Origin of the sequence: Citrobacter sp. RHB35-C17, from assembly GCF_013816795.1 — a bacterium.
Lineage (GTDB): Bacteria > Pseudomonadota > Gammaproteobacteria > Enterobacterales > Enterobacteriaceae > Citrobacter_A > Citrobacter_A amalonaticus.
The window spans coordinates 757,165-782,945 of the sequence record NZ_CP057150.1; the positions used below are offsets into that span (position 1 = coordinate 757,165).

The following is a 25,781-nucleotide window of genomic DNA, read 5'->3' on the forward strand; positions in this document are numbered from 1 at the left end:
CGCCCGCTCGCCGTTTTACCGGGAGCGGGGAAGAGAAGCATCAGTTCCGCCGATAGGTTTTTTGCGCGGAATTGACTTTATACAGATAACGGCGCGATTCAGAAGAGGGGTGACGCGTGGTTAACGTCTGGTACACATCCCCTGGCGTCATGCTGTTGATGATATTCGCGGCCTGCACTTTATCACTGGAGAAGACGCGCAGTACGCTGCCCGCCCCGCCATTGTAAGCGGTGATCACCGCATAGCGTCGTGACGTTGGGTTATCGATGCCGCCCAGATAGACATTGTTGAGCATCGCCAGATAGGCGGTGCCGGTATCAATGTTGCTGGCTGGATCGAACAGTTCACTGCGACTCGGGACACCGGAGCGGCCCTGGGAACGATAAACGTCTTTCCCGGCGGTATGCTGAACCACCTGCATCAGCCCCAGCGCATCGGAACGGCTTACTGCGTATGGGTTGAAGGATGACTCCGTCTGCATAATCGCCAGAATCAGCGACTCATCAATGCCATATTTATGGGATGCCTTGCGCACCATGCCGAGGTATTTATGCGCACGTTTATCCAGGTGATTCGGCACCAGGTTAATTGTCACGCTGAAAATCATGCGGATCCCGTTGCTGCGGCTTTTCATCCGCGTTTGCAGCAGGTAATCGGCGAATTTCGTCGCCCGGCCTTCCCAGCGGATCGGCTGACCTGTGTTATCGAGCACCTGGCCGTACAGGAACGGCTCTCTGGAGATCTGAATGTCATCGACATCGGAGTAGAGGTCGACGGAGGTGGGATCATCACCCATCAGCAAGGTTTTAATGATGGCGCGACGCAAATGTGCCGCAGGTTCAGTCCCGGCGATGGTCTCAACGGTAATGGTCCCGTCGTCAAAGTTAATATGGCTGCGGGTCTGGTACTGATCGGTGTACTTCACGTAGTCCTTTGGACCGGCGATCAGCACTTCTTGATAGCCCCACAGATTTTCAATGTTGTGGGCAAACTGCCCCATCAGAATGTCAAAACCGTTGGTATCCTTGATCCAGGCTTCATTATAAGAATCGCCTTTTTTGGTCGAACTGGAACAGGATATAAGCAACGGCGCAATAACGGCAAGCGCGAGAAATTTTTTCATCATTCCGGGAGTGCGTGTTGTGTTTGTCGTTGTGCGGTGTTGCCGGACAGCGTTGAGCCATCCGGCAACGTGCTTATTTTTTATCTTCCGGCGTATAACCTTCGATATGCACGTCTTTGCCTTCAAACAGGAAGTTGATCATCTCCTGTTCCAGCAGCTTGCGATGCTCGACGTTCATCATATTGAGTTTCTTTTCGTTGATAAGCATAGTCTGCTTGTGCTGCCACTGCGCCCACGCTTCTTTTGAAATCTCGTTATAAATGCGTTTTCCCAGTTCGCCCGGGTACAGCTGGAAATCCTGTCCTTCTGCTTCACGCTGCAGGAAAGTGCAAAAAATCGTTCTGCTCATAACTTATCCTCTTCATCGTCCGGTGCGTTAAACGGGGGCACCGGTACGTAACTGCTGTAATAAACGCTCCACCGGAGCCGCCAGGCCAACAGATGGCGGTTGCGCTAAGTTATACCAGAGCGCGTTGCCTTCATCCATGCATGAACCGCATGAAGACACAGTAAGCCACATAGGCACAATATCCAGATGGAAATGGCTGAAGGTATGGCGAAACGCGTTAAGTTGGGTCAAATTATCAGCGTTCACATGCCGTTGCGCCAGCCATTCCCGTAATTCCTCTTCACTGGCAAACTGTGGGAAACAGAATAACCCACCCCACAATCCGCTTGGCGGGCGTTGAGCCAGTAAGACCTCGTCCTGATGTTGCAGCAGCAGAAAATAGCCTGTCCGCTCAGGCAGCGTCTGTTTCGGTTTCTTGCCAGGGTAAAGTGACCAACTGTCATTCGCACAGGCGACACAACTGTTCTGCAACGGGCACAGCGAGCATTTCGGTTTTGAGCGCGTACACACCATCGCGCCTAAATCCATCATCGCCTGGTTAAAACGCTCCACACCTTTCACCGGGGTAACGTGCTCGCTCAGATCCCAGAGTTTTTTCTCAACCTCTTTTTTACCCGGCCAGCCGCTAACAGCATAGCAGCGCGCCAGCACACGTTTAACGTTGCCGTCAAGAATCGGAAAAGGTTGACCCAACGAGAGTGACAGCACGGCGCCGGCGGTTGAACGCCCGACGCCGGGGAGCGCCGCCACGTCTTCAAAGGTTTCAGGGAATACGCCGTTATGCCGTGTGGCTACCTGTTGCGCCGCCTTGTGCAGATTACGCGCCCGGGCGTAGTAACCGAGCCCCGTCCACAGGTGAAGCACTTCGTCCAGCGGCGCGTTGGCGAGATCGGTCACCGTCGGGAAATGGGCCATAAACCGTTCAAAGTAAGGAATGACCGTCGTCACTTGGGTCTGTTGCAGCATCACTTCTGAGAGCCATACTTTGTAAGGCGTCTTATCAATTTGCCAGGGCAGGGTTTTTCGCCCGTATTTATCGTACCAGTCCAGAACCTGGGCTGAAAATTGAGACGCTTGCATGGTCACCGAATTCATTATTGTTGGGGGCAAGATTGCAGCACAGAGGCAACAGGGTGTAAACCGGAACTTTCCGCAGCGTGAGCGCTTCCTTTACTTGCATCCGGCAACTAACTTTGGATAATGCCCGTTTTCAGACCTTAATCACAAGCAGACTTAACTTTTATGAAAAACGACGTCATCTCACCGGAATTTGATGAAAACGGCCGTCCACTGCGCCGGATTCGTAGTTTTGTTCGTCGCCAGGGGCGGCTGACCAAAGGGCAGGAGCACGCGCTGGAAAACTACTGGCCGGTGATGGGCGTTGAATTCAGCGAAGAGCCGGTGGATTTCGCGACGTTGTTTGGCCGTGAAGCGCCGGTTACGCTGGAGATTGGCTTCGGTATGGGCGCCTCACTGGTGGCAATGGCGAAAGCGCGCCCGGAGCAAAATTTCCTCGGTATTGAAGTTCACTCGCCTGGTGTGGGCGCATGTCTGGCGTCGGCCCATGACGAGGGCGTTGAGAACCTGCGTGTGATGTGCCATGACGCAGTCGAAGTGCTGCATAAAATGATTCCTGACAATTCTTTAACGATGGTTCAGCTCTTTTTCCCTGACCCGTGGCACAAAGCACGTCATAATAAACGCCGTATCGTTCAGGTACCGTTTGCCGAGCTGGTCAAAAGCAAACTGAAGCTGGGCGGCGTGTTCCACATGGCGACTGACTGGGAAGCCTATGCCGAGCACATGCTTGAAGTGATGTCCTCCATTGACGGATATAAAAACCTGTCAGAGAGTCACGATTACGTACCGCGCCCACCATCGCGCCCGGTAACCAAATTTGAACAACGTGGCCATCGTCTTGGTCATGGCGTATGGGACTTAATGTTCGAGAGGGTGAAATAATGGCAAAGAACCGTAGCCGTCGTCTGCGTAAAAAAATGCATATCGACGAATTCCAGGAATTAGGATTTTCGGTAGCATGGCGTTTCCCGGAAGGTACATCTGAAGAGCAGGTTGATAAAACCGTTGATGACTTTATCAATGACGTTATTGAACCGAACAAACTGGCTTTTGACGGCAGCGGTTATCTGGCCTGGGAAGGTCTGATCTGCATGCAGGAAATCGGCAAATGCACTGAAGAACATCAGGCGATTGTGCGTAAGTGGCTGGAAGAACACAAACTTGAAGAAGTGCGTACCAGCGAACTTTTCGACGTTTGGTGGGACTAACTACGCATACGGGGCCAGCATTTGCTGGCCCGATTTGTCTTGAGGGAAAGTTATGATGCGCAAAACGCTGCTGGCGGCAGCCCTTTCTGTAACGGCGATGACCGCTCATGCAGACTACCAGTGCAGCGTCACGCCGCGTGACGATGTGATTCTGAGCCCGCAAACGGTGCAGGTGAAGGGTGAAAACGGCAACCTGGTGATCACGCCGGACGGCAATGTGATGTACAACGGTAAGCAGTACACGCTGAGCGCCGCACAGCGCGAGCAGGCGAAAGATTACCAGGCCGAACTGCGCAGCGCGCTGCCGTGGATTGATGAAGGTGCCAGAAACCGTGTTGAAAAAGGGCGCGTGGCGCTGGATAAAATTATCGCCAAAGAAGTGGGCGAGAGCAGTAACATGCGGGGGCGTCTGACGAAACTGGATGCCCAGTTGAAAGAGCAGATGAACCGGATTATCGAGCATCGTACCGACGGTCTGACCTTCCACTATAAAGCTATCGATCAGGTGCGTGCCGACGGTCAGCAACTGGTGAATCAGGCGATGGGCGGCATTTTGCAGGACAGCATCAACGAGATGGGGGCGAAAGCCGTTCTGAAAGGCGGTGGGAATCCACTGCAGGGCGTGCTGGGCAGCCTCGGCGGATTACAATCCGCGATCCAGACCGAATGGAAGAATCAGGAAAAAGATTTCCAGCAGTTCGGTAAAGATGTCTGCAACCGCGTGGTGACGCTGGAAGATAACCGCAAGGCGCTGGTCAGCACGCTTAAATAAACTTTTCATATAAAACAATGGCACAGATCGCCTCTGTGCCATTTTCTTTTGCCTTTCCGCTTCGTTTTGATATCCACCTCTAAATTTAACAATCTGATAGATACATTTGTCTGGTTAATTGGATGAAATCACATTATTCAGCTCTGGCATTGGGATAATGCGGCAAATTCACGTAACTGGAGAAATAACATGGAGTTTTTCAGGAAAACGGCACTGGCAGCACTGGTAATGGGTTTCAGCGGTGCAGCACTCGCCTTACCGAACGTTACCATTTTAGCGACCGGCGGGACGATTGCCGGTGGCGGTGACTCCGCAACCAAATCTAACTATACGGCGGGCAAAGTTGGCGTAGAGAATCTGGTCAAAGCCGTTCCTCAACTTAAGGATATCGCTAACGTTAAGGGTGAGCAGGTTGTCAATATCGGTTCGCAGGATATGAACGACGACGTCTGGTTAACCCTGGCGAAAAAGATCAATAACGAGTGTGACAGCACCGACGGCTTCGTGATTACCCACGGTACTGACACCATGGAAGAGACCGCTTACTTCCTCGATCTGACCGTGAAATGCAACAAGCCGGTAGTGCTGGTTGGCGCAATGCGTCCGTCTACCGGAATGAGCGCGGACGGTCCGTTCAACCTCTATAACGCGGTAGTGACAGCGGCGGATAAAGCCTCTGCCAACCGTGGCGTGCTGGTCGTGATGAATGACACCGTGCTTGACGGGCGCGACGTGACCAAAACCAACACCACCGATGTGGCGACCTTCAAATCCGTTAACTACGGACCGCTGGGCTACATTCATAACGGTAAAATCGACTACCAGCGTACGCCTGCGCGTAAGCACACCACCTCCACGCCGTTCGACGTTTCTAAGCTGAATGAACTGCCGAAGGTCGGTATCGTCTATAACTACGCGAATGCTTCCGATCTGCCGGCAAAAGCGCTGGTGGATGCCGGTTATGATGGGATTGTGAGCGCTGGTGTGGGTAACGGCAACCTGTACAAAACGGTCTTCGATACGCTGGCAACCGCAGCGCATAAAGGAACTGTTGTAGTGCGTTCTTCCCGCGTACCGACTGGTTCAACCACGCAGGATGCTGAAATCGATGATGCGAAGTACGGTTTCGTTGCCTCTGGTTCTCTGAACCCACAGAAGGCACGCGTACTGCTGCAACTGGCGCTGACTCAGACTAAAGATCCGAAACAGATCCAGACGATGTTTAATCAGTATTAATCGCTGATGCCCCAGTCAAGCGGCTGGGGCAGTTTTCTGAAATATCTCTCTGACCAGTGAATCATTAATCTGCTAACGATCATTTTAATTATGATGGTGGCGGTTAGCATTATTCTGGACGGGAGGTCCGCAAATGTTTCGACAATGGATAGCAGGTGCGGCGTTTTTTACGCTGGTTTCAGGTTATAGCTGGGCAGAAGTCGCTCAACCTGGCGATTGCGTCTTGAAAGATGCGTTTAGTAAGCAGTACCACGGCGTGCTTAAACTGAATTCTGTCACCTTAAAAAATCTTGATTCCACTGGTAATCAGGCCACCTGGTCTGCGGAGGGCGACGTCTCTTCCAGTGATGATCTTTATACCGGTATCGGTATGGCTGCGGATTATTACTTTGTGGAACGTACCTGGATAAAAGATCGACCGGTTAAATTTTCCGCGATGTTAACCAGTACAGGGACACCTGCTTCCGGCTGGAGGGTGAATTTCTATTCCTTTCAAGCGGCAGCCAGCAATGAAGGGCGGGTTATTACTGATATTAAAACCAACGATAAATATCTCATCGTAAATGGAGATGATTTTAACTACCGATTCAGTCAAATTGATGCTTCATATATCGCGCAGAAAAAGTCGATCGCCCACCTCGAAGAACAAATAAAAACGCTGGATAAACAAATAGCTGTTGCTCAACAAAAGGCCGATGACTATTGGGGTAAAGCGTCTGATGGTAAAAAACTGACCCGGGAAGAGGCATTCCACAAGATGTTTAAAGTGCGCGATGACTTTGTCAAAGCGAACGACAGCAGTGCGTTTGCCGAGAAATATGCAAAAGAAGTGTATCAGCCAGCGTTAGACGCATGTCATAAAAAGAGTGACAATTGTTATGAAACGCCCATTCAGCAAAAGAGAGATTTCGATATACAAGAGCAAAGACGGCAGGTCTTTCTGAAATCGCAAGAACTCAGCCGAAAAGCGCTAGCTGACTGGATCGCGTATGAAAAAGGACAGTATCCGCTGAACATAGCTGCCTCTAAACTTCGTATGCAGCAGACGGATCTGCATATCAAGATTGACGATATCAATGAAGGCTATGATCGCTGGAAAAAAGAGACCGATGAATTACGACGCCACGGAGTTCTCCGGTAATGGGAGGGATGCGCCACCGGCGCATCCAGAATCATTCGGGGAGAAACAGCTCAAGCAGCGAATTTAAAAACAGTTTTCCGTGCCGGGTGATCTGCCAGTGCGTAGCGGATTCGGTCAGATACCCCTGGGCTATGGCGTCATCGATCTGCTGACGAATTACCTCTTCACTCAGTCCCGTATACTGCGTAAATTCAGCGCGGGGGGCGGCTTCCAGCAGACGGAATCGGTTCATGAAAAATTCAAACGGTTTATCGACCTGCTCCACATCGCGCTGACTTTCCAGATAACGTCCCTGCATATAGCCACGCGGATGGCGCGTTTTGGTGGTGCGCAGAATGCGGCCATCGGGGAACGTGACTTTACCGTGTGCGCCGCAGCCGATGCCGAGATAATCGCCAAAGCGCCAGTAATTCAGGTTGTGCTGACACTGGTAGCCCGGTCTGGCATAGGCTGAGGTTTCATACTGCTGATAACCTGCGGCGGTTAACAACTGGTGGCCCTGTTCGAAGATGTCCCACAGTGCATCATCGTCCGGTAACACCGGCGGGCGGGAACCAAACAGCGTATTCGGTTCAATCGTCAGTTGATACCACGAGAGATGCGGCGGATTCAGCGCAATTGCCTGGCGCAGGTCATCCAGGGCGTCGTTCAGTGACTGGTCCGGCAGGCCGTGCATTAAATCGAGATTAAAGCTGCGCAGGCCTAAACCGCTGGCGAGATTCGCCGCGCGGCAGGCCTCCTGCGGGCCGTGAATGCGTCCCAGACGCTTCAGTTTTGCTTCGCTAAAGCTCTGCACGCCGATAGAAATACGGTTTACCCCGGCATGCTGATAATCGACAAAGCGATCGGCTTCGACCGTACCCGGATTCGCTTCCATCGTAATTTCCGCATCCGCTGACAGATTCAGGCGCGCACGCACGCCATCGAGCAGCGTTTGCATCGCCGGGCCGGAAAGCAGGCTCGGCGTACCGCCACCGATGAAAATCGTCTTCACTTCGCGGCCCTGCGCATACGTGACGTCCGCGTCGAGATCGCTCAGCAGATGCTGGACGTAATCATCGTGCGGGACTTCACCTTTTAATGCATGCGAGTTGAAATCGCAGTACGGGCATTTCTGCACGCACCACGGGATGTGAATGTAAAGACTCAGCGGCGGCAACTTAACCATTACGTAAGGCTTCCAGCAGTAGCTTCAGCGCCTGTCCACGGTGGGAAATCGCGCTTTTCTCTTCACGCGTCAGTTCGGCAGCGGTTTTACCTGCCGAAGGCACGAAGAAGATTGGGTCATAGCCAAAGCCGCCGTTGCCTGATGCCGTACGCGCAATCACGCCCGGCCAACTGCCGTGACACACCAGCGGTGTAGGATCGTCAGCATGACGCAGATAGACCAGCACGCAGTGGAAGCGCGCCTGACGCTGTTCGTCCGGCACATCCTTCAGGGTATGCAGCAGCTTTTCCAGGTTCTGTTGATCGCTCGCGTCTTCACCGGCATAGCGCGCGGAGTAGATGCCCGGCGCGCCGCCCAGCACGTCAACAGCCAGACCGGAGTCGTCGGCAATCGCCGGTAAACCGGTGATTTGTGCGGCATGGCGCGCTTTCAGGATCGCGTTTTCAATAAAGGTTAGCCCGGTCTCTTCGGCAGAATCGACGCCGAGATCCGTTTGCGCTACCACATCAAGCCCGAAATCGCTGAGCAGCGACGCGAGCTCACGCACTTTACCGGCATTGCCGGTTGCGAGGACTACTTTTTGCATAGGATACCTAATCAGTTAATGCCGCGACTTCTGGCGGGATCTGTTGCGGATGAATGATTTTAACCTGTTTATGGCGGTCAAGTTCGCCCTTTTCAATGACAACCTGGCTCTTTGCCACCCGGAACTGCTTACCGAGAAACTTCACCAGATGACTGTTCGCCTGGCCATCCACCGGCGGGGCGGTAATGGCGACTTTCAGTTCGTCGCCATGTAAACCGACAATGCTGTCGCGGCTGGCTTTCGGCTGAATATAGAGCCGTAAAACCAGTCCGTCATCGCAGCGGGTTACGGCACTCATAGCGCCATCCACAGCCCCGGCAGCAGCATATTACCGGTTGCCTGCAGAACCTCGCCAATCCCCATGTTGATCACGTACAACAGCAGGACGAGAATCATTGGCGAGAAATCGATGCCGCCCATACCCGGGAGAATGCGACGAATCGGGCGCAGCAGCGGATCGGCCAGTTGAATCAGCACATACTCAATCGGGCTACGGCCCTGGCTTACCCAGCTCATGATAGCCATCACCAGCAGCACCCAGAAGATCAACAGCCCGATGGTTTTGAGCACGATCAGCACAGCGGCGATCCAGACGATCGGCAGGAACGTCACCACTTTAAACAGCACTATCGCTTTGATAAAGCTGAGGATAAACGCAACCAGCAGCGATGCGCTGTCGACCGGTCCCATCGGGGGAATAATACGGCGCAGCGGCCCAATAATCGGTTGCGTCACTTTCACCACAAACTGGGAGAAAGGGTTATAAAAGTCACAGCGAGCCCATTGCATCCACACGCGCAATAACAGCACCATGGTGTACAGCTCAATTACCGTTGAGAGCAAGAAGGTCAACGTATTCATGGCGTTCCTCAGATTTCCTTAATTTTTTGTGTAATCACGTGCACCAAAAATGGCGGTGCCGATACGTACCATCGTGCTACCCGCCGCAATGGCGGCTTCCATATCATCCGACATACCCAGCGACAGGGTATCGACGTCAGGATAGCGCGTTTTCAGCCCGGCAAATGCTACAGCCATTTGGCGGGCAACTTCAAACTGCCTTACATAATCTGACTCAGGGGCAGGGATCGCCATCAGACCGCGCAGACGAAGATTCGGTAATTCGACGACCTCAGCGGCAAGTGCGTCCAGTTCCTCCAGTGGAATACCGGACTTGCTGTTTTCATCGCTAATGTTGATTTGAATCAGCACGTTCAGCGGTTCCAGTTCTGCCGGACGCTGTTCGTTCAGCCGGGTAGCAATGCGCAGGCGGTCGAGAGTATGGCACCAGTCAAAGTGCTCGGCCACCAGACGGCTTTTGTTGGACTGTAACGGGCCGATAAAGTGCCATTGCAGGCCGGCAATGCCTTTCTCGCGAAAGTGGCGAATTTTTTCCACCCCTTCCTGCACGTAATTTTCACCAAAGGCTAACTGACCAGCGGCGATGGCTTCTTCGATGGCGCTCGCAGGTTTGGTTTTACTCACTGCAAGTAACGTAACTTCTTCTGAAGCGCGCCCGCAACGCGATGCGGCGGCTGAGATTTTGTCCCGGACCTGTGCCAGGTTATGCGCGATATCGTTCATTTTCCGAGGATCTGTCTATGAATATGGAAGAAATTGTGGCCCTTAGTGTAAAGCATAACGTCTCGGATCTACACCTAAGCAATGCGTGGCCTGCGCGCTGGCGAAAACGGGGACGCATGGAGCGTGCACCCTTTACCGCAACCGACATTACCGGACTGCTAGCGGACTGGCTGGATGAGGGGCAACAGGCGGCGTTACGACAAAATGGGCAACTGGATTTCGCGGTTTCGCTCGCGGATAACCAGCGCCTGCGGGCCAGCGCCTTTCACCAGCGGCAGGGGACGTCGCTGGCGCTACGGCTGCTGCCGACGCAATGCCCGACGCTGGAAACGCTGGGGACGCCTTCTGTGCTGCCCGAACTGCTCCGCAGCGAGAATGGTTTGATTCTGGTGACTGGGGCGACAGGCAGCGGAAAATCAACTACCCTGGCGGCGATGGTCACGTGGCTGAATCAGCATATCGATGGACATATTCTGACGCTGGAAGATCCCATCGAGTATATCTACACCAGCCAGCGCTGCCTGATTCAGCAGCGTGAAGCAGGACTGCACTGCGCCTCATTTGCCACCGGTTTACGCGCGGCGCTGCGTGAAGATCCGGATGTGATTCTGCTGGGAGAGCTACGCGACAGCGAGACCATTCGTCTGGCGCTAACGGCGGCGGAAACGGGGCATCTGGTGCTGGCGACGCTGCATACACGCGGTGCCGCGCAGGCGATCGAGCGACTGATTGATTCTTTTCCGGCGCAGGAAAAAGACCCGGTGCGCAGCCAACTGGCAGGCAGTCTGCGCGCCGTACTGTCGCAGAAACTGGAGCCCGACAAGCAGGAGGGGCGCGTTGCGCTGTATGAACTGCTGATCAACACGCCGGCAGCGGGGAATTTGATTCGGGAAGGGAAGTCCCATCAGTTACCCCATGTCATTCAGACCGGGCAGCAGATGGGGATGATGACCTTTGCCCAGAGCCTGCAACAGCGACAGGCACAAGGACGGCTTTAAGCAACGTATGGGATCAGTAGCCCTGCTCGAAGTAACTTTCGAGAATGATAACGGCGGAGGCGGAATCGATCTTACCTTTATTCAGCGCGCGATAGCCGCCCTGCTCAAACAGGCCGGAGCGTGCCTCGACGGTGCTGAGTCGCTCATCGTGTAAGGTGACCGTAACGCCGAAACGCCCGTGAATGCGGTTGGCGAACTTGCGCGCGCGCGCAGTGAGCGGTTGCTCGGTGCCGTCCATATTCAGCGGTAGGCCAACGATGATCTCATCCGGTTGCCACTCTTTGAGCAGGCGTTCGATCAGGTTCCAGTCCGGCGTACCGTCCTGCGCTTTAATCGCGGGCAGGGCGCGCGCTGTGCCGGTTACCCGCTGACCAATCGCCACGCCGATACTTTTGGTGCCAAAATCAAAGGCCAGTAATGTTTCACTCATCAGGCATGCCCCGCCACGCCGGGCATCGTCAGGATGTCGATACCGATCAGTCGGGCGGCTTCACGCCAGCGATCGGCAATCGGTGTTTTAAACAGGATATTGAGATCGGCAGGGGCAGTCAGCCAGGCGTTGTCCAGCAGCTCTTGTTCAAGCTGGCCTTTCTCCCAGGAGGAATAACCGAGCGCGACCAGCACATCGGCAGGTTGCTCATTCGTGCCTAAGGTTTCAAGCACGTCGCGAGACGTGGTGATGACGGTGTTATCCGAGATGCGGATACTGGAGGCAAAACGCGACGGCGGCGTGTGCAGGATAAACCCGCGATCTTCCGCTAACGGGCCGCCAAGCATCACTGCTTTATCCAGACGGATCGCCGGATCGCGCGGTTCTGGCGCGATTTTTAGTTTTTCCAGAATCCCTTCAATCTGGAGATTTTCCAGAGGCTTATTCACAATAATCCCCATTGCGCCATCTTCGTTATGTTCGCAAATGTACACCACTGAACGGCGGAAAATCGGATCCTGGAGAGCAGGCATGGCAATAAGAAAGTGATGCTGTAAATTCATTGTCAGAGGTTCTGTTTCCTGGTTCAAAAAAGCAACAGGGGTCAGTATGTGGGTAAAGCGCACGGATGTCACTACTGTAGGCCGGATAAGACGCCTGTGTCGCCCTCCGGCATCGGTGTCTTAATGCCTGATGGCGCTACGCTTATCAGGCCTACAGCACTGGTTCATGGCTGATTATTTTTGCAAACGTGCTTCGATGGCGTCCATCAGCATCCCGGTGATGGAGATCGGGAATTCGGCTTCAATCTCGCGGATACAGGTCGGGCTGGTGACGTTAATCTCGGTCAGACGATCGCCAATGATATCCAGACCGACAAAAATCAGTCCTTTGGCTTTCAGTGTCGGCCCGATACGGCGCGCGATTTCCCAGTCGCTCTCGGTTAACGGACGTGGTTCACCGCGACCGCCTGCGGCCAGGTTGCCACGGGTCTCGCCGCCCTGCGGAATGCGCGCCAGGCAGTACGGAACCGGTTCTCCATCAACGACCAGCACGCGTTTGTCGCCATCTTTAATGGCTGGCAAATAGTTCTGCGCCATGCAGTAGCGGGTACCATGTTCGGTCAGGGTTTCCGCAATCACGCCGAGGTTCGGATCGCCTTCTTTAACACGGAAGATCGACGCGCCGCCCATGCCGTCAAGCGGCTTGAGAATAATATCGCTGTGCTTCTGCCAGAACGCCTTCAGTTGCGCTTTGTTGCGAGTGACCAGCGTTTCCGGCGTCAGGTCAGAGAACCAGGCGGTGAACAGCTTTTCGTTACAGTCACGCAGGCTCTGCGGCTTGTTGACGATCAGCGTCCCTTTTTCTTCCGCGCGTTCCAGAATATAGGTGGCGTAGATGAACTCGGTATCAAACGGCGGATCTTTACGCATCAGAATGACGTCGAGGGCGTCCAGCGGCAGATCCTGCTCGCCGGTAAACTCATACCATTTATCATAGTTCTGCTCGACGCTCAGGGTACGCGTGCGGGCGCGGGCTTCACCGTTAATCAGATAAAGATCGGCCATCTCCATATAATGAAGTTCGTAACCACGACGTTGCGCTTCCAGAAGCATAGCAAAGCTGGAATCTTTCTTGATATTGATGCTTGCGATGGGGTCCATCACGATGCCGAGCTTGATCATTATTCTTCTCCGTTAGCCCAGATCGCCAAATCGCACCTGAAGCGCGGTAATGGCGGTGAGCGCAGTTGTCTCAGTACGCAGAACGCGAGGTCCTAACAGAATATCAGTAAACTGATAGCGTGCGGTCATGGCGATTTCCTCTGCTGACAGCCCGCCTTCCGGGCCAATCAGCAAACGAACGCGCTCAACCGGAAGCGGCAATGTGTTGATACTGTCGCTGGCGCGGGGATGGAGGTTCAGTTTCAACCCCTCGTCCTGTTCTGCACACCAGGCTTCCAGATCCATCGCCGGGCGAATTTCCGGCACCCGATTACGACCACACTGTTCGCAGGCGGCAATGGCGATTTTCTGCCACTGCTGGAGCTTCTTGTTCAGACGTTCATTGTCCAGTTTAACGCCGCAGCGTTCAGAAAAAAGTGGCGTAATGAGGCTTACACCCAGTTCGATCGATTTCTGAATGGTGAACTCCATCTTCTCGCCGCGCGACATGACCTGGCCAAGATGGATGTGCAGCGGCGATTCACGATCGTCAATCTCGCCATGTAGCACCTTTACGTCGACGCTTTTTTTGCTGGCGCGGGTGATTTCAGCGGCGAAAACCTGATTGCTGCCATCAAACAGCTGCAGTTCCTGACCTGGCCCCATCCGCAAAACGCGTCCGATATGGTTGGCAGCATCTTCGCACAGGGAAATCTGGCTGCCGGCGGTGATGGGTTCTGGGTGATAAATGCGGGGAATGCGCATAGTTATAAATCCGCGTCATCTCCCCACGCAGGCTCGCCGCGCGGGGTAAGGGGTTAATCAAATATCCCGCTAGTGTAGGTTAGCTCTTTTGCGCCTGGCAAGCGCGTTGCACGTAAGGGTTATGGTTTCCCTGAATCTTCGCGATCCGTTCGTCGCGCTCACACTCCCAGTCGGTAACTGGATACAGCCTGTTCCAGGCATTGAAAAGCTGGGTTTGCTGGCGGGATAGCGTCAGGTTGTACTGGTCGCGCATATAAAAGTAGGTCCGCGCAATCGCACCGCGCGCGCGGGCGGGTGGTTCGGCGATCTTTTCTTTGAAATCGACTTTCATGGCGCACTGCCCATATTGACCTTCGCCGCCGTTCCACTGGCTGTACATGAAGTTACCGCGATCGCCATTCACCTCACCGACGGCGGGTTGCAGGTTATGCATGTCGCTTTCCATTTTGCGATAGACCGGATCTTTGGCGCAGTTTTTCCGTCCGCCTTCGTGCCAGCACTGGCGTTGGTGGCCAAACTGCCATGCCGGAACGACGTGTTCCCATTCGATTCGGCTGGCGCGATTCTCGTTCTTTCGCACTTTGTAGCCGCAGGAGTCGAGATCGACGACCCCCTTCTTGCCCTGCCAGTTGATTTTACATCCGCAATAGAAGTCGCCAGGGACATCGGCGTTAACCTTGACGCCTGCGGTCTTTGCCTGTGAGAAACTGTTAATGCCAGCGGCCAACGTCTGGCCCGAAAGGGCTACCGTAAAAAAGGCGGTAGCCAAAAAAAGAGGACGGTACATCATGAACTCCGTATCAAAGCGAGCCCGCAACGTAACGAAAGTTGATGTGTGATGCAATCAGTCAGATCAGGAAAGTTCCTGATAGTTCTGGTTATTTAAGCGGCACTAAGGGTTCGCCGCAGTGGACGCAGCGGTAGGTGGCTTCGCCGCGCACCACGCGATTATGGCGGCGGATGGTCAGTTGATGCTCCTGACACTGGCAGCGGTATGGGAAAGTGTTGCGGCGTATCGATTGCAGTTCGAACTGATGCGTGCGGCGTGCGGGGACACCGAGCACGCTTTCCATCATCCACTTCCACTCTTTACCGTGCGGCGCAACCCGACCAAATCGCTTCCACACCAGTAAATGCGCCAGTTCGTGCGGCACCACTTCGTTGATAAACGCTTCGACGTTTTCCATCAGCAGCACCGGATTTAGGCGAATTTCGTAACTTTCCAGCCAGGCGGTGCCGGCAGAGGTGCCACGTTGTTGATACACCAACGTGGGTTCGGGATAGCTGCAGCCGAGCTTCAGGTTAGCCTGAGCGAGGTTATCGCGCAGACTACGCATGACGGCTTGCTGGACAGCAATAGGGAGACGGGCGGTTTTCATAACGGCAGAGAATAGTGCGACAGGGATGGGACTGCAAGAGGAAGGCGTCCTCCCGTGGGGGAGGACGCAAAGGGCAGATTAATCGTGTGCGCCGATTTCGCGCAGTTTACGACCTTTCATCAGGTTACGTTCAATGTGCTCCAGCGAGACGTGTTTGGTTTCCGGCACCAGCCACAGCGTCAGCAGGATAAACAGCACATTCAGACCAGCGTAAACCCAGAAGGTATTCGCATTACCGAGGTTTTGCAGCATGGTCAGGAACGTCGCGCCGACGATCATGTTGGCAATCCAGTTGGTTGCCGTCGAGCAGGTGATACCAAAATCACGGCCCTTCAGCGGCTGGATTTCAGAACACAGCACCCAAATCAGCGGACCGGCGCTCATCGCAAAACCAATGATGAACATCAGCAGCATCGCGATAGCGAAGTACTGCGCGGACGGGGAGTGGATGCCAACATGCATCATCGTTCCGAGGATCCCCATTCCGGCCGCCATCACCAGGAATCCCAGCGTCAGTGTCGGTTTACGACCCCAGCGGTCAACCAGACCGATAGCGATAAAGGTGGCCAGCACGTTGGTCAGACCGACAATCACGGTGCCCCACATCTGCTCTGAGGTGTTGGTGTAACCCGCCATTTCAAAGATTTTTGGCGCGTAGTACATGATAACGTTCATCCCGGTGAACTGCTGCATCACCTGCAACAGCACGCCGAGGAACACTGCGCGACGGAAGTTGCTGTTCTCTTTGAACAACGCCCAACCGCTCTGTTTCACCTGTAGGCTTTCGCGGATTTCATCCAGCTCGCGTTTGGCTTCTGCGCTGGTATCACGCAGGCGTAGCAATACGCGTTCAGCATCGACAAAGCGCCGTTTTGCTGCAAACCAGCGCGGGCTGTCCGGCAGGAAGAAGACGCCGATCAGCAACAGAATCGCCGGGATGATAATCACGCCCAGCATCCAGCGCCATGCGCCGCTGTAGCTGAAGGCGGTATCCGACAGATAGGCGCCGAGGATCCCGATGGTGATCATCAACTGGTACATAGAGATCATGCTGCCGCGAATTTTTTCCGGGGCGATCTCAGACAGGTACAGAGGGGCGGTGTACGAGGCCACGCCGACGGCCAGACCCAGCAGGACGCGGGAAAGGATCAGCACTTCAACGTTCGGCGCTGCCGCGGAGAACAGCGAACCGGCGACAAACAGGATCGCGCCGATCATCAGGCTTTTCTTGCGCCCGAGTTTGAAAGAGAGCCAGCCGCTGCCGACCGCACCGACTGCTGCACCGAACATCATGGAGCTGACGACCCACTCCTGAGTGTGTGCGGAGATCTGGAATTCATCGGTGATAAACGGTAATGCGCCAGCAATAACGCCGATATCCAGGCCAAAAAGTAATCCTGCCAGGGCTGCAAGGAAGCAGACAAAAAATGTCATCGCCTTATTGGAACGCCCCTGTTTTTTATTGTCAGGCATTATGCCCTCCGTTTGGGTTATCAGTTTTGTTGATAATTAGGGTAGGTGAGTACACCGCAAAAATATGTGATTGTTATCACGTAAGTGTAATCGGTTACACTGCCCGTTTATCGTCATTTACATTAATAAGTTGAAAATTATAGATTAATTAAACTGAGGTGTATCACGTTTGCTCAGATTTAAGACTTAGCTGAAATAAAATGTAACAGCAGAGAAAGCCAGAACATGCAAAGTGATTATTCTGAAACGAGTACTTTCACCCCATGGTGTAAGCGGTTTCAATTAATGGCGTGCGGAGGAATTTCTGGCGGGGCGTAAAGAAAAAAGGCCAGCGCGAGGCTGGCCTTACGTCATGGATGTCGGTCGCTTACTTCAGACCGGCAGCGTCGCGCAGCAGAGCGGCTTTGTCGGTTTTTTCCCACGGGAAATGTTCGCGACCAAAGTGACCGTACGCAGCGGTCTCTTTGTAGATCGGGTGCAGCAGATCCAGCATCTGAATCAGACCGTACGGACGCAGATCGAAGAACTCGCGAACCAGCAGCGTCAACTGCTCAGCAGACACTTTCTCGGTACCGAAGGTTTCCACCATGATGGAAGTCGGTTCAGCCACGCCGATCGCGTAGGAAACCTGAATTTCACAACGGTCAGCCAGGCCTGCGGCAACGATGTTTTTCGCGACATAACGTCCTGCGTAAGCTGCAGAACGGTCCACTTTCGATGGATCTTTACCGGAGAATGCGCCGCCACCGTGACGCGCCATGCCGCCGTAGGTATCAACGATGATCTTACGACCGGTCAGACCGCAGTCACCCATTGGGCCGCCGATAACAAAACGGCCGGTCGGGTTGATGAAGAATTTGGTGGCAGAGTTCAGCCATTCGGTCGGCAGAACCGGCTTGATGATCTCTTCCATCACCGCTTCTTTCAGCGTCGTCTGATCGATCTCTTCCGCATGCTGGGTGGAGAGCACAACGGCGTCGATGCCGACAATTTTGCCGTCGTCGTACTGGAAGGTCACCTGGCTTTTCGCATCCGGGCGCAGCCACGGCAGGGTACCATTTTTACGCACTTCAGCCTGACGCTGCACCAGACGGTGCGCGTAGGTGATCGGCGCAGGCATCAGCACGTCGGTTTCGTTGGTGGCATAGCCAAACATCAGGCCCTGGTCGCCAGCACCCTGTTCCAGCGGATCGGCACGGTCAACGCCCTGGTTGATATCCGGAGACTGTTTACCAATGGCGCTCAGGACAGCACACGAGTTGGCATCAAAGCCCATGTCGGAATGCACATAGCCAATCTCGCGCACGGTATTACGTGTGATCTCTTCGATATCGACCCATGCGCTGGTGGTGATTTCACCGCCAACTAAAACCATGCCGGTTTTCACGTAGGTCTCACACGCGACGCGCGCTTTCGGATCCTGTTCCAGGATAGCATCGAGCACGGCATCAGAGATTTGGTCTGCGATTTTGTCAGGATGCCCTTCTGATACGGACTCGGACGTAAAAAGGTGTTTTGCCATGTTTTATTTCACCTAAGGAGAATTTGGTTAGCTCAAACTGTTGTGCGGAAAAGCCAAAGCAGAAGATTCTACCAAGGCCTGCAGGTTAGTGACACTGGCAGTCTGAGTGTTAATCAGTATGGATGGATTAACATCTGGATGGCTATTTTAGGTCACTTCTTCACCCGATTTCCACTGTTTTTTGAATCAGCTCTCACTATGTTGAAAACATGAGGGGAAATTTTTACAAACACTGCTGACAATCTGCGCATTTATGTTTTGCTTTTTCATTCTGTTGTCGGTATAAAACGCGGCGCGCGGCTCATACAAAAAGCACACGACGTTTTCTTCGTGTCGCCACTTCCAGCCGGGTTAAAACGTTAGCTTTGGCTTGTGGGTGCGTTCCTGATGGAGCGACCATGGAGGTGATAAGAGATAATGAACCGTTGTATTTTGCTGAATCTGTCGCACCGTTCTGGTGTGCGTATGTCCTCCACAATTTGCATCTCTGCTTTGCATACCTGCCGATGTTATACCCATCTCGGCGCTTCTCAGGACTCCAGAGCCGGTAACTGGCACTAAGGACTGAACAAGGGCGCTCTTGTGGAAACAAGAGTTTTCTCGTGGTTTCGCCGAACCGTCATACGTAAGTTCGGTTACGTGTTTTACAATGATATGAAAAAGAAACCGGTCGCGCAGGCGGAGTACCAGCACTTTCTGCTGGAAAATCCGACTGTTTATGGGTTGTTATCGCCTCTTCGGATTGCGATAGTAGTCAACTGTTTTACACTTGTTAATAAAATTTGAGGTTCGCTATGTCTGACGACATGTCTTTGGGTTCGCCTTCGTCAGCAGGCGAACAGGGTGTACTACGCTCCATGCAGGAGGTTGCAATGAGCTCCCAGGAAGCCAGCAAGATGCTGCGTACTTACAATATTGCCTGGTGGGGCAATAACTACTATGACGTCAATGAGTTGGGTCACATTAGCGTGTGCCCGGACCCTGACGTCCCCGAAGCGCGCGTCGATCTCGCTAAGCTGGTGAAAGCACGTGAAGCGCAAGGGCAACGCCTGCCGGCGCTGTTTTGCTTCCCGCAGATCCTGCAACACCGCCTGCGTTCGATTAACGCGGCGTTCAAACGCGCGCGTGAGTCGTACGGCTATAACGGTGACTATTTCCTGGTTTACCCCATCAAGGTTAACCAGCATCGTCGCGTCATCGAATCCTTAATCCATTCTGGCGAACCGCTGGGTCTGGAAGCCGGTTCCAAAGCGGAACTGATGGCGGTCCTGGCGCATGCCGGGATGACCCGTTCGGTAATTGTGTGTAACGGCTATAAAGACCGTGAGTACATTCGCCTGGCGCTGATTGGCGAGAAGATGGGCCATAAAGTCTATCTGGTCATCGAGAAGATGTCGGAAATCGCCATTGTGCTGGATGAAGCCGAACGTCTGAACGTCATTCCGCGTTTGGGCGTGCGTGCGCGTCTGGCTTCGCAGGGGTCTGGCAAATGGCAGTCCTCCGGCGGCGAAAAATCCAAATTTGGCCTGGCGGCAACGCAGGTTCTGCAACTGGTGGAAACGCTGCGTGAAGCCGGGCGTCTCGATAGTTTGCAACTGCTGCATTTCCACCTTGGTTCGCAGATGGCGAATATCCGTGATATCGCCACCGGTGTGCGTGAGTCTGCCCGTTTCTATGTTGAGCTGCATAAGCTCGGCGTCAACATTCAGTGCTTCGATGTGGGCGGCGGCTTGGGTGTTGACTACGAAGGAACCCGCTCGCAGTCTGACTGCTCGGTGAACTACGGCCTGAACGAATACGCCAACAACATTATCTGGGCGATTGGCGATGCCTGTGAAGAAAATGGCCTGCCGCATCCGACGGTGATCACCGAGTCCGGTCGTGCGGTGACCGCGCACCACACGGTGCTGGTGTCCAACATCATCGGCGTTGAGCGTAACGAATATACCGTGCCTGTTGCTCCGGCTGACGACGCGCCGCGCGCGCTGCAAAGCATGTGGGAAACCTGGCAGGAGATGCACGAGCCGGGCACCCGTCGCTCGCTGCGCGAATGGCTGCACGACAGCCAGATGGATTTGCACGATATCCACATCGGATACTCCTCCGGCACTTTCAGCCTGCAGGAACGTGCGTGGGCGGAACAGCTTTATCTGAGCATGTGTCACGAAGTGCAGAAACAGCTGGATCCGCAAAACCGCGCGCATCGTCCGATCATTGATGAACTGCAAGAGCGTATGGCGGACAAAATGTACGTCAACTTCTCGCTGTTCCAGTCAATGCCGGATGCGTGGGGGATCGATCAGCTGTTCCCGGTCCTGCCGCTGGAAGGACTGGATCAGGTACCTGAACGTCGTGCGGTTCTGTTGGACATCACTTGTGATTCCGACGGCGCTATCGATCACTACATCGACGGCGATGGCATTGCGACCACCATGCCGATGCCAGAGTACGATCCGGATAACCCGCCGATGCTCGGTTTCTTTATGGTCGGCGCATATCAGGAGATCCTCGGCAACATGCACAACCTGTTTGGCGATACCGAAGCGGTGGACGTGTTTGTCTTCCCGGACGGTAGTGTAGAAGTTGAGCTGTCGGATGAAGGGGATACCGTGGCGGACATGCTGCAATATGTGCAGTTGGATCCGAAAACGCTGCTGACACACTTCCGCGATCAGGTGAAACAAACCGGCCTGGACGATGCGCTGCAGCAGCAGTTCCTCGAAGAGTTCGAAGCGGGTCTGTACGGCTATACGTATCTTGAAGATGAATAATGGCTGATGCCCGGGCGACTTGAACCTGGGCAATTAAGCAGCGATAATTTACTCAATTACTGTGTTTACGAATCAAACCCTTTCTCGTCGGGCCTAACGACGCGGGAGGGTTTTTTTATATTGACGAATATGAGGTTTTTGCCATGAGCACCTTAGGTCATCAGTACGATAACTCCCTGGTTTCTAACGCCTTTGGCTTCCTGCGTCTGCCGCTGAATTTCCAGCCGTATGACAGCGATGCCGACTGGGTGATCACTGGCGTGCCGTTTGACATGGCGACGTCCGGTCGCGCGGGTGGGCGTCACGGCCCGGCGGCGATCCGTCAGGTGTCAACGAATCTGGCGTGGGAACACAACCGCTTCCCGTGGAATTTCGATATGCGTGAGCGCCTGAACGTGGTGGACTGCGGCGATCTGGTTTATGCCTTTGGCGATGCGCGTGAAATGAGTGAAAAACTGCAGGCGCATGCAGAGAAACTGCTGGCTGCCGGTAAGCGTATGCTCTCTTTTGGCGGCGACCACTTTGTGACGCTGCCGCTGCTGCGCGCGCACGCGAAACACTTTGGCAAAATGGCGCTGGTCCATTTCGATGCCCACACCGACACCTACGCGAATGGCTGTGAGTTCGACCATGGCACCATGTTCTACACTGCGCCGAACGAAGGGTTGATCGATCCGAATCACTCCGTGCAGATCGGCATTCGTACGGAATTCGACAAAGACAACGGCTTTACCGTGCTGGACGCCTGTCAGGTGAACGATCGCGGCGTTGATGACATCATCGCTCAGGTGAAACAGATTGTCGGCGACATGCCGGTCTATCTGACCTTTGATATCGACTGCCTGGATCCGGCATTCGCGCCGGGGACCGGTACGCCAGTGATTGGCGGTCTGACTTCCGATCGCGCCATCAAGCTGGTGCGCGGCCTGAAAGATCTGAACATCATAGGGATGGACGTGGTGGAAGTGGCGCCGGCTTACGATCAGTCAGAAATCACCGCCCTGGCGGCGGCAACGCTGGCGCTGGAGATGCTGTACATTCAGGCAGCGAAGAAAGGCGAGTAACGGGTTTCGGGCTATTTTACTCGCCATTTTGAACCCGGGCAGTGCTCGCCATCCTCACGTACTCCGTGTACGCTCCGGTGGCTGTGCGCTGTCCAGGCTCAAACTGGCTTCGCCAAAAACGCCCGATCACCGGACTAAATTTGTAGTTCTGTAGTTCTGTAGGCCGGATAAGGCGCTTACGCCATCATCCGGCACGCTTGAATGTTACTTAATCCCGTCTGCTTTCATACGATCGCGAATATGTTGCGCACGTTCTGCGGAGGCCGGGTGATCGTCAAACATTGAGCTTTGACGACCTTCTTCCAGTTTCGCCAGTTTTTCGAAGCTGGTGGCAAGACCCGCCGGGCTGATACCGCGTTTGCGCAACAAATCGTACGAGTAGTCGTCCGCTTCCGCTTCCTGACGCTGGGAGAACTGCGAGTTCACCAGTTTTTCCCCCAGATCGCCGAGCTGTGATTGCGACAGGCTGCCGACGATCCCACCCGCTGAGGCTGCGGCTGCACGAACGGCGTTAGTGCCCAGCGCCACCTGCATACCTTTCTTCACGTGGCCGAGCGCAACGTGACCCATTTCATGGCCAATCACAGCTTCGACTTCGTTGTCCGTCATCATGTCCATCAGGCCGCTATAGACACGAATACAGCCGTTCGCCATCGCGAAGGCATTCACGTCTTTCGCCATGTAGACCTTGTAGTTGACCGCTTGTCCGTTGATGTTATCGCCGAGCGCCGTGGCGATTTTGTTCAGGCGCTTCGCGTACTCGCTGCCGGCTGGCGCGATAGTCGCTTTACCATCCATTTCCGTACAGGCCTGGTTGCTTAACGCGATAACCTGCGTGTCGCTCAGACTGTAGGCCTGAAAAGCCTCGGCCCCTGAGGAGAGCAGTCCATTGGAATTCATATTCTGGCAGCCGGTCAACACCGTCGCCATGCCCATAGCAAGCAGTAACGCGCGAATCTTCATGTTTTTTCTTCCACACGAAATGAGGATTGTTCTAAAAGTGCGCGATTTACAGATGAATCCGCGCTCTCGCTAAGTATAAAGAAAAGAACAACAAGCGGGCGAGCAGATTGCGCAACATGCGAGTGTGATCCGGAGATTTCTGAAGCGGCAAAAGGATGCTCCATGTACATGACACGCGGCTTGGGTTACATTGTTGGCACTTTTTTCCGGCGTAGCCCAAAACGCGCTGTCGTCAAGTCGTTGCGGGTATGGCCTTCATCATCCGATCTGGAGTCAAAATGTCCTCACGTAAAGAGCTTGCCAATGCTATTCGTGCGCTGAGCATGGACGCAGTACAGAAAGCCAAATCCGGTCATCCGGGTGCCCCGATGGGTATGGCTGACATTGCCGAAGTCCTGTGGCGTGATTTCCTGAACCACAACCCGAGCAACCCGTCCTGGGCCGATCGTGACCGTTTCGTACTGTCTAACGGCCACGGCTCCATGTTGATTTACAGCCTGCTGCACCTCACCGGTTACGATCTGCCGATGTCTGAGCTGCAGAACTTCCGTCAGCTGCATTCCAAAACTCCGGGCCACCCGGAAGTGGGTTACACCGCCGGTGTGGAAACCACTACCGGTCCGCTGGGTCAGGGTATTGCGAACGCGGTCGGTATGGCTATCGCTGAAAAAACACTGGCTGCACAGTTTAACCGTCCGGGCCATGACATCGTTGACCACTACACCTATGCGTTCATGGGCGACGGCTGCATGATGGAAGGTATCTCTCACGAGGTATGCTCTCTGGCCGGTACGCTGAAGCTGGGCAAACTGGTCGCGTTCTACGATGACAACGGTATCTCTATCGACGGTCACGTTGAAGGTTGGTTCACTGACGATACCGCTAAACGTTTCGAAGCGTACGGCTGGCACGTCGTACGAGGTGTTGATGGTCACGACGCTGACGCCATCAAACGCGCAGTAGAAGAAGCGCGTGCGGTGACCGACAAACCGTCCCTGCTGATGTGCAAAACCATCATCGGTTTCGGTTCCCCGAACAAAGCGGGTACCCACGACTCCCACGGCGCGCCGCTGGGCGACGCAGAAATCGCACTGACCCGCGAACAGTTGGGCTGGAAATACGCGCCGTTCGAAATCCCGTCTGAAATCTACGCTCAGTGGGATGCGAAAGAAGCCGGTCAGGCGAAAGAGTCTGCCTGGAACGAGAAATTTGCCGCCTACGCGAAAGCCTTCCCGCAGGAAGCTGCTGAGTTCACCCGTCGTATGAAAGGTGAAATGCCGTCTGATTTCGACGCAAAAGCGAACGAGTTTATTGCTAAGCTGCAGGCTAATCCGGCGAAAATCGCCAGCCGTAAAGCGTCTCAGAATGCGATCGAAGCGTTTGGTCCGTTGCTGCCAGAATTCCTCGGCGGCTCTGCTGACCTGGCGCCGTCTAACCTGACGCTGTGGTCGGGTTCTAAAGCGATCAACGAAGATGCTGCCGGTAACTATATCCATTACGGCGTACGCGAATTCGGTATGACCGCGATTGCCAACGGTATCTCCCTGCACGGTGGTTTCCTGCCGTACACCTCCACCTTCCTGATGTTCGTGGAATATGCCCGTAACGCGGTACGCATGGCTGCGCTGATGAAACAGCGTCAGGTGATGGTTTACACCCACGACTCCATCGGTCTGGGCGAAGATGGCCCGACTCACCAGCCGGTAGAGCAGGTGGCTTCTCTGCGCGTCACGCCGAACATGAGCACCTGGCGTCCGTGTGACCAGGTTGAATCCGCCGTGGCGTGGAAGTACGGCGTTGAGCGTCAGGACGGCCCGACCGCGCTGATCCTTTCCCGTCAGAACCTGGCACAGCAGGAACGTACTGAAGAGCAACTGGCGAACATCGCGCGCGGTGGCTACGTATTGAAAGATTGTGCAGGCCAGCCTGAGCTTATCTTCATCGCGACCGGTTCTGAAGTTGAGCTGGCGGTTGCCGCATGGGACAAACTGACCGCAGAAGGCGTGAAAGCGCGCGTGGTCTCCATGCCGTCTACTGACGCGTTCGACAAGCAGGATGCGGCTTACCGTGAATCCGTACTGCCGAAAGCGGTTACCGCTCGCGTGGCAGTGGAAGCCGGTATCGCTGACTACTGGTTCAAGTACGTGGGTCTGAACGGCGCGATCGTCGGGATGACCACCTTCGGTGAATCTGCTCCGGCAGAGCTGCTGTTCGAAGAGTTCGGTTTCACCGTCGACAACGTTGTCGCGAAAGCAAAAGCACTGCTGTAATCATCATTACAACAGTCTCTAACGGGTCGCTTCGGCGGCCCGTTATCATCTGGAACGGTATTTGTTTTCACTCAGGCAAGGGGTTATTGTCGATCCGCTTCACAAAACTGACATTTTGTGTATTACCAAAATTGCAATGTGAGTCACATAATTGCTCTTGCTATTTTTGTTTTTATTTGTAATTGATTGTTTTTTAATGATTTAAATTATTCCCCCTTTTCCCTGTCTCTGTTTT

Annotated in this window: 28 protein-coding genes; 11 read left to right on the forward strand and 17 right to left on the reverse strand. The window is 54.2% G+C overall.

The genetic code is table 11. The annotated features are described in order from the left end of the window. Positions 1–40: 40 nt before the first annotated feature. The 3 genes from mltC to mutY all read right to left on the reverse strand — a co-directional run bounded on the left by mltC (position 41) and on the right by mutY (position 2,552). On the reverse strand, positions 41–1,123 hold the full coding sequence (mltC, locus tag HVZ37_RS03685; protein WP_054176411.1) for a membrane-bound lytic murein transglycosylase MltC: 1,083 nt from the start codon (positions 1,121–1,123) through the stop codon (positions 41–43). Between the two features lie 73 nt (positions 1,124–1,196). After that, entirely contained in the window at positions 1,197–1,472 is a 276-nt protein-coding gene (locus HVZ37_RS03690; protein ID WP_042998071.1) for an oxidative damage protection protein, read from the reverse strand. 27 nt (positions 1,473–1,499) lie between these two features. Next, positions 1,500–2,552 (reverse strand): A/G-specific adenine glycosylase, encoded by a 1,053-nt coding sequence (gene mutY / locus HVZ37_RS03695; protein ID WP_130097881.1) that lies wholly within the window; start codon positions 2,550–2,552, stop codon positions 1,500–1,502. A 162-nt stretch (positions 2,553–2,714) separates the two neighbouring features. Here mutY and trmB point away from each other — a divergent pair, with 162 nt between their 5' ends. The 5 genes from trmB to HVZ37_RS03720 all read left to right on the forward strand — a co-directional run bounded on the left by trmB (position 2,715) and on the right by HVZ37_RS03720 (position 6,909). Beyond that, entirely contained in the window at positions 2,715–3,434 is a 720-nt protein-coding gene (gene trmB, locus HVZ37_RS03700; protein WP_042998069.1) for a tRNA (guanosine(46)-N7)-methyltransferase TrmB, read from the forward strand. Beyond that, positions 3,434–3,760: a YggL family protein gene (locus tag HVZ37_RS03705; protein ID WP_042998068.1), complete on the forward strand. Its 327-nt coding sequence runs from the start codon at positions 3,434–3,436 to the stop codon at positions 3,758–3,760. Before trmB ends, HVZ37_RS03705 begins: the two co-directional genes overlap by 1 nt. Before the next feature lie 52 nt (positions 3,761–3,812). Beyond that, positions 3,813–4,532 carry a DUF2884 domain-containing protein gene (locus tag HVZ37_RS03710; protein WP_109739852.1) on the forward strand — a complete coding sequence of 240 codons (720 nt, stop codon included), beginning with the start codon at positions 3,813–3,815 and terminating at the stop codon, positions 4,530–4,532. A gap of 189 nt (positions 4,533–4,721) precedes the next feature. After that, positions 4,722–5,768, forward strand: coding sequence for an L-asparaginase 2 (ansB, locus tag HVZ37_RS03715; RefSeq protein WP_042998066.1), 1,047 nt, complete (start codon positions 4,722–4,724; stop codon positions 5,766–5,768). A 133-nt stretch (positions 5,769–5,901) separates the two neighbouring features. Beyond that, positions 5,902–6,909 (forward strand): DUF1202 family protein, encoded by a 1,008-nt coding sequence (locus HVZ37_RS03720; protein ID WP_109739853.1) that lies wholly within the window; start codon positions 5,902–5,904, stop codon positions 6,907–6,909. A 31-nt stretch (positions 6,910–6,940) separates the two neighbouring features. Here the strand turns inward: HVZ37_RS03720 and hemW are convergent, their stop codons facing one another. Genes hemW through HVZ37_RS03745 form a run of 5 tightly spaced genes read right to left on the reverse strand, consistent with a single transcriptional unit; the run spans position 6,941 to position 10,247 of the window. Further along, the gene (hemW, locus tag HVZ37_RS03725; protein WP_181628117.1) at positions 6,941–8,077 is read right to left on the reverse strand and encodes a radical SAM family heme chaperone HemW; all 1,137 of its coding nucleotides are present in this window, start codon (positions 8,075–8,077) and stop codon (positions 6,941–6,943) included. Further along, positions 8,070–8,663, reverse strand: coding sequence for an XTP/dITP diphosphatase (locus tag HVZ37_RS03730; RefSeq protein ID WP_042998063.1), 594 nt, complete (start codon positions 8,661–8,663; stop codon positions 8,070–8,072). Before HVZ37_RS03730 ends, hemW begins: the two co-directional genes overlap by 8 nt. A 7-nt stretch (positions 8,664–8,670) precedes the next feature. Beyond that, positions 8,671–8,961 (reverse strand): DUF167 family protein YggU, encoded by a 291-nt coding sequence (gene yggU, locus HVZ37_RS03735; protein WP_181628118.1) that lies wholly within the window; start codon positions 8,959–8,961, stop codon positions 8,671–8,673. After that, the gene (locus tag HVZ37_RS03740; protein ID WP_042998061.1) at positions 8,958–9,524 is read right to left on the reverse strand and encodes a YggT family protein; all 567 of its coding nucleotides are present in this window, start codon (positions 9,522–9,524) and stop codon (positions 8,958–8,960) included. Before HVZ37_RS03740 ends, yggU begins: the two co-directional genes overlap by 4 nt. A gap of 18 nt (positions 9,525–9,542) precedes the next feature. Further along, positions 9,543–10,247, reverse strand: coding sequence for a YggS family pyridoxal phosphate-dependent enzyme (locus HVZ37_RS03745; RefSeq protein ID WP_061070564.1), 705 nt, complete (start codon positions 10,245–10,247; stop codon positions 9,543–9,545). Between the two features lie 17 nt (positions 10,248–10,264). Here HVZ37_RS03745 and HVZ37_RS03750 point away from each other — a divergent pair, with 17 nt between their 5' ends. Then, positions 10,265–11,245, forward strand: coding sequence for a type IV pilus twitching motility protein PilT (locus HVZ37_RS03750; protein WP_061070563.1), 981 nt, complete (start codon positions 10,265–10,267; stop codon positions 11,243–11,245). 13 nt (positions 11,246–11,258) lie between these two features. Here the strand turns inward: HVZ37_RS03750 and ruvX are convergent, their stop codons facing one another. The 8 genes from ruvX to metK form a co-directional block, all read right to left on the reverse strand. Then, positions 11,259–11,675, reverse strand: a complete 417-nt coding sequence (ruvX, locus tag HVZ37_RS03755; protein ID WP_042998058.1) for a Holliday junction resolvase RuvX — start codon at positions 11,673–11,675, stop codon at positions 11,259–11,261. Continuing rightward, complete coding sequence (locus HVZ37_RS03760) at positions 11,675–12,238, reverse strand: YqgE/AlgH family protein (protein WP_042998057.1); 564 nt, start codon at positions 12,236–12,238, stop codon at positions 11,675–11,677. The genes ruvX and HVZ37_RS03760 overlap by 1 nt, the downstream gene beginning before the upstream one ends. Positions 12,239–12,412: 174 nt before the next feature. Further along, a complete protein-coding gene (gshB, locus tag HVZ37_RS03765) occupies positions 12,413–13,360 on the reverse strand; it encodes a glutathione synthase (protein WP_044255655.1) in 948 nt (315 codons plus the stop codon). 12 nt (positions 13,361–13,372) lie between these two features. Then, positions 13,373–14,104 carry a 16S rRNA (uracil(1498)-N(3))-methyltransferase gene (gene rsmE, locus HVZ37_RS03770; RefSeq protein WP_042998055.1) on the reverse strand — a complete coding sequence of 244 codons (732 nt, stop codon included), beginning with the start codon at positions 14,102–14,104 and terminating at the stop codon, positions 13,373–13,375. Positions 14,105–14,183: 79 nt separating this feature from the next. Beyond that, positions 14,184–14,891, reverse strand: a complete 708-nt coding sequence (gene endA / locus HVZ37_RS03775; protein WP_181628458.1) for a deoxyribonuclease I — start codon at positions 14,889–14,891, stop codon at positions 14,184–14,186. Between the two features lie 91 nt (positions 14,892–14,982). Then, positions 14,983–15,483, reverse strand: a complete 501-nt coding sequence (locus HVZ37_RS03780; protein ID WP_042998053.1) for a SprT family zinc-dependent metalloprotease — start codon at positions 15,481–15,483, stop codon at positions 14,983–14,985. Between the two features lie 78 nt (positions 15,484–15,561). After that, positions 15,562–16,956 (reverse strand): galactose/proton symporter, encoded by a 1,395-nt coding sequence (gene galP, locus HVZ37_RS03785; RefSeq protein WP_042324088.1) that lies wholly within the window; start codon positions 16,954–16,956, stop codon positions 15,562–15,564. A gap of 367 nt (positions 16,957–17,323) precedes the next feature. Continuing rightward, complete coding sequence (metK, locus tag HVZ37_RS03790; protein ID WP_042998052.1) at positions 17,324–18,478, reverse strand: methionine adenosyltransferase; 1,155 nt, start codon at positions 18,476–18,478, stop codon at positions 17,324–17,326. Between the two features lie 417 nt (positions 18,479–18,895). On the opposite strand from metK, the gene HVZ37_RS23235 reads away from it, so the two are divergent. The 4 genes from HVZ37_RS23235 to speB all read left to right on the forward strand — a co-directional run bounded on the left by HVZ37_RS23235 (position 18,896) and on the right by speB (position 22,313). Next, the gene (locus HVZ37_RS23235) at positions 18,896–19,039 is read left to right on the forward strand and encodes a hypothetical protein (protein WP_269460499.1); all 144 of its coding nucleotides are present in this window, start codon (positions 18,896–18,898) and stop codon (positions 19,037–19,039) included. 93 nt (positions 19,040–19,132) lie between these two features. After that, the gene (yqgB, locus tag HVZ37_RS03800) at positions 19,133–19,264 is read left to right on the forward strand and encodes an acid stress response protein YqgB (RefSeq protein WP_043001726.1); all 132 of its coding nucleotides are present in this window, start codon (positions 19,133–19,135) and stop codon (positions 19,262–19,264) included. Positions 19,265–19,272: 8 nt separating this feature from the next. Further along, positions 19,273–21,249: a biosynthetic arginine decarboxylase gene (speA, locus tag HVZ37_RS03805; RefSeq protein WP_042998051.1), complete on the forward strand. Its 1,977-nt coding sequence runs from the start codon at positions 19,273–19,275 to the stop codon at positions 21,247–21,249. 143 nt (positions 21,250–21,392) lie between these two features. Continuing rightward, positions 21,393–22,313, forward strand: coding sequence for an agmatinase (gene speB / locus HVZ37_RS03810; RefSeq protein ID WP_181628119.1), 921 nt, complete (start codon positions 21,393–21,395; stop codon positions 22,311–22,313). A gap of 204 nt (positions 22,314–22,517) precedes the next feature. Here the strand turns inward: speB and HVZ37_RS03815 are convergent, their stop codons facing one another. Next, positions 22,518–23,276: a M48 family metallopeptidase gene (locus HVZ37_RS03815; protein ID WP_042998049.1), complete on the reverse strand. Its 759-nt coding sequence runs from the start codon at positions 23,274–23,276 to the stop codon at positions 22,518–22,520. Positions 23,277–23,554: 278 nt separating this feature from the next. Here HVZ37_RS03815 and tkt point away from each other — a divergent pair, with 278 nt between their 5' ends. Next, entirely contained in the window at positions 23,555–25,546 is a 1,992-nt protein-coding gene (gene tkt / locus HVZ37_RS03820; RefSeq protein ID WP_042998048.1) for a transketolase, read from the forward strand. Positions 25,547–25,781: the final 235 nt, after the last annotated feature.